This window comes from Desulfuromonas sp. CSMB_57 (assembly GCF_020194955.2).
Lineage (GTDB): Bacteria > Desulfobacterota > Desulfuromonadia > Desulfuromonadales > Syntrophotaleaceae > JAFCIY02.
In genome coordinates, this window is sequence record NZ_JAFCIY020000068.1 from 1 (window position 1) to 3,921 (window position 3,921).

The window sequence follows — 3,921 nt, forward strand, 5'->3', positions numbered from 1 at the left end:
TCCGGCAAGGCCTCAACCATCAGTTCACCCCGTGAATAGGCCTCGGCGATGCGCCGGTCATCGGGAATTTCCAGGAGTAGCGGGATGTTCTGCTCGCGGCAGAATACATGCACCCGGTCATCGCCGACGCCATAACGATTAACCACCACTCCAAAAGGCAGGTCCAGTTCCCGTACCATGTCGACGGCCAGCTTAAGGTCATGCAGGCCGAAGGGGGTCGGCTCCGTGACCAGGACCACGTAATCCGCATCCCGCAAGGTGGCGATTACCGGGCACGAAGTGCCGGGCGGTGCATCGAGAATGGCGTGCCCCGCTCCAGGCAGGCGGGCCTTGACCGCACGGATCAACGGCGGGGCCATGGCCACGCCGACATCCAGCCGGCCCTGAATCAGGGTGATGTTTTCCGAGCGAGAGGTTTCAATCACCCCGATGCGGCGATCCGTCTCGCCGATGGCACCTTTCGGACAAACCTTGGCGCAGCCGCCGCAGCCGTGGCACATCTCGGCAAAAACCAGGGGCTTGGTGCCGAAGGAGACGATGGCATGATAGGCGCAGAAGCGACCGCATTCGCCGCAACCATCACACCGGGATTCGTCCACCTGCGGCACCCGAATCGGGACCTCCTGCTGTTCATGCTGGTCCGTGCGCAGAAACAGATGCGCATTGGGTTCCTCGACATCACAGTCCAGCAGTCGCACCTTGCTGCCCAGCGACCGCGCCATATTGACGGACACCGTGGTCTTGCCGGTACCGCCCTTGCCCGATGCTACCGCGACAATCATGGTCGCCCTCCCGGGTTGCCCCCATGTCCATAGGTGGTCATACCCAATGCCCTTCCACATCGGCCCCCGCAGCCTCGGCCAGGCTCCCTTGCCGGTAAGACTCGAGAGCAGCCGCTACGGTCGGCCCTTCCGAATAGAAAATTTGGATGCCGGCGGCCTGCAACACGCGGAAAGCCTTCGGTCCGCAATGGCCGGAGACCAAAACCTTGGCGCCGGAGCGGGCGACGGTTTCCGCCGACTGGATGCCGGCTCCCTGGGCCGCATTGAGGTTTTGTCGATTGTCCATGACTTCGAAGGTTTCGCTGTCCAGGTCGTAGATGATAAATTTGGCCGCTCGGCCGAAGCGGGTATCCAGGGGGGCATCGAGCTTGCTCCCAGGGGTGGAAAAAGCTATTTTCACGGTATTTTACTCCTTTTCAGGGTGCGCTTTTGGAAAGGGTCGGATGGGGGCGGTGCTACCGAACCCGCCCCCGGATACCATCGGTCAGTCGTTGCCGCTCTCACCTTCGGTTTCGGCGAGGCGTCTTTTAATCAGCTCGAGTTCCCCCTGCAGGGCCTCGGCCTGGTTTCTCAGGAACTGTTTTTCCAGTTCCGGATCGGGTTGTGGGTAGGCCGCCATCCCTCCGTAGGGTACGCCGCGGCCGCCGCGCATCCAGCCCGGCAACCCGGTGGCGTAAAACATGTTGCGCCAGCCCCGGCCCCCGCCGCCAAAACCGGGACCGACGCCCCCGCGACCTCTGCCGAATCCGACCCCGAAGGGGCGTCCCGGCATGCCGTAACCTGTGCAGAAACCCATCCCACGGCCGGTCATGGCTCCCATTCCCCTTGGTCCTGTTCCGTCTCCTCTTGGCATGATCGTTTCTCCTTTTCTGGTTTGGTCATTCTCTGGTCATGGCGGCTCCGCATTGCGGGCATTTCTGCTGCATGCAGGGCGTACCGACCTGATGCGGGACACTGAATCCGCAAGCTGGACAGATACACGTGCCGCCGGGTCCGGCCGCCAGCGGGCCGCCCATGCGTCCTCCCTGCCGTCCTCCACGGCCGCCGCCGGCACCCTTGCCGGCGCCTCTGCCGCCACCCATCCCTTGTCCTCGACCGTTCATCGCGTTGACCTCCTTGGTGTGGTGTTGGCTGCCTCTGGGCCCCCGCCGTCGGCCGCAGCATCCCGGCATGGCAAAAGCTTCCTGCAAAAGGCGGTTTTGCTGCCAGGCCTGGACGACTTCATCCAGCTCGCCGGCAACGAAGGGAATGATGCGGATGCCGTAGGCGGCGACCAGTTCGTACATGGGCCGGGAGATGGCACCGCACACCAAGGTGGAAATGTTCCACTCCACCAGGCGCAGAGCCTTCTGGACCGGTAATTCCTCCGTGAGAAGGACCTGGGTTTGGTCTACAATCCCGCCTCTATCCGTCTCGACGACATATAATTGCTGCGCCGTGTCGAATACCGGTGCAATCCTTTGATCCCAATAGGAGAATGCGGCTTTGGTTTTCATGGTTGGCATTCAGCTCCTTGTCCTGACTTTATGTATGGCAAGTTGCATGCCAGGCCTGGAGAAGCGCTGAAAAGACAATTAAGTAAATGAAATCGCTGAGAAAAATCGGAAAATGCGAGTGCGGACAGAATGGAAAGTGGAGCGATGTTGCAACTCTATTCGACGTATAGAGTAGCGGTAATGCTACTTTTCCCGATGAGAGCGGTTGCGGCCGTCCTTTGGGGGCGGGGTTATGCCGAGTTTCTTCATGCGACGGAACAGGGTGGTTTTGTGGATGCCGAGCTCGCGTGCCGCCGCCAGCCGGTTGAAATTGTTGCGTTCCAGGGCGGCGCGGATGGTCTGGGCATCGAGGATGTCGTGGGCGGAGCGCATGTCGACCATGGATCCGGCGGCATGGATGTGCGCGGTCAACTCCGGGGGCAGGTGGGCGATGCCGATCTCCCCGGTGTTGCAGAGGATGAAAGCGTGTTCGATGGCGTTTTCCAGTTCGCGGATGTTGCCGGGCCAATCGTGGGCCATGAGCAGGGACAAGGCTTCCGGTGCGATGCCCTGTACGGCTTTCTGCTGCAGGCGGTTGAAGCGGGTGACGAACTGTTCCACCAGCAGGGGGATGTCCTCCTTGCGGCGCCGCAGGGGAGGCAGTTCCAGGCGTACCACATTGACGCGGTAGTACAGATCCTCCCGAAACAGCCCTTGGCGCATCTGCTCCATCAGATCCTTGTTGGTGGCCACGATGACCCGCACCTCCGCGTTCTCCGAGCGCGTCCCCCCCAGGGGTTCATAGGTGCGTTCCTGCAACACTCGCAGCAACCGGACCTGCAGGGCCGGACTGACCTCGCCGATTTCATCCAGGAACAGGGTCCCGCCCCTGGCCAAGGCAAAGCGGCCCGGTTTGTCCTTGGTGGCGCCGGTAAAGGCGCCGGCCTTGTAGCCGAACAGCTCCGATTCCAGCAGGGTGTCGGGCAGGGCGCCGCAGTTGACGGCGACAAACGGCCCCTGCCGGCGCGGGCTCAGGGAGTGGATGGTGCGCGCCACCAGTTCCTTGCCGGTACCGGTTTCACCGAGGACCATAACCGTGCTGGGGCTTCCGGCGATGGCGGGCAGCACCTCGAAGACACGCTGCATGAGGGGGCTGCGGCTGGTCAGATCGCCAACCCGGAACTTGCCCTGCAGTTCCTGGCGCAGGGCCTCGATCTCGGAAAGGTCGCGAAAGGTTTCGGCGCCGCCGATGACCTGTCCGGAACTGTTCCGCAGGACGGCGGTGGAAATGCTGATGGGGATGCGGTTGCCGTGGGCATCGATGATGTAGCCCGACTTGCCGATGATGGGTTTGCCGGTGCGCAGGGTCTGTTGCAGGGCGCAGGCGGCGCCGCACATGCTGGAGCGGAATACCTCCGCGCAGCGCCGGCCGATGGCTTCCTGACGCGAGACCCCGGTAATCTCTTCGGCGGCCCGGTTGAAGGAGGTGACGCGCCACTCCAGATCCACCGTGAACACGCCGTCCGAGATGCTGTCCAGAATGGCGTCCGTCGGCGTTGATGCCACTTGTGCTTTGATTTTGGTTTTGCCCATGACCATGAAACCCCCGATTGAGGACCGACCCCGGCTATGATTATAATAAAGGACGCGGCGACTATGAAAAG

Annotated in this window: 5 protein-coding genes; all 5 read right to left on the bottom strand. The window is 62.2% G+C overall.

Translation table 11 applies throughout. The features are described 5' to 3' along the window. Positions 1 to 782 (bottom strand): ATP-binding protein (locus JQN68_RS13920; RefSeq protein ID WP_225073823.1); only part of this gene is annotated, 782 nt, incomplete at its 3' end. 37 nt (positions 783 to 819) lie between these two features. Then, entirely contained in the window at positions 820 to 1,182 is a 363-nt protein-coding gene (locus tag JQN68_RS13925; RefSeq protein WP_225073824.1) for a NifB/NifX family molybdenum-iron cluster-binding protein, read from the bottom strand. A gap of 84 nt (positions 1,183 to 1,266) precedes the next feature. Next, positions 1,267 to 1,635: a DUF5320 domain-containing protein gene (locus JQN68_RS13930; protein WP_225073825.1), complete on the bottom strand. Its 369-nt coding sequence runs from the start codon at positions 1,633 to 1,635 to the stop codon at positions 1,267 to 1,269. A 25-nt stretch (positions 1,636 to 1,660) separates the two neighbouring features. After that, entirely contained in the window at positions 1,661 to 2,278 is a 618-nt protein-coding gene (locus tag JQN68_RS13935; RefSeq protein WP_225073826.1) for a NifB/NifX family molybdenum-iron cluster-binding protein, read from the bottom strand. 183 nt (positions 2,279 to 2,461) lie between these two features. Further along, positions 2,462 to 3,850, bottom strand: coding sequence for a sigma-54 interaction domain-containing protein (locus JQN68_RS13940; RefSeq protein WP_225073827.1), 1,389 nt, complete (start codon positions 3,848 to 3,850; stop codon positions 2,462 to 2,464). Between the last annotated feature and the right edge of the window lie 71 nt (positions 3,851 to 3,921).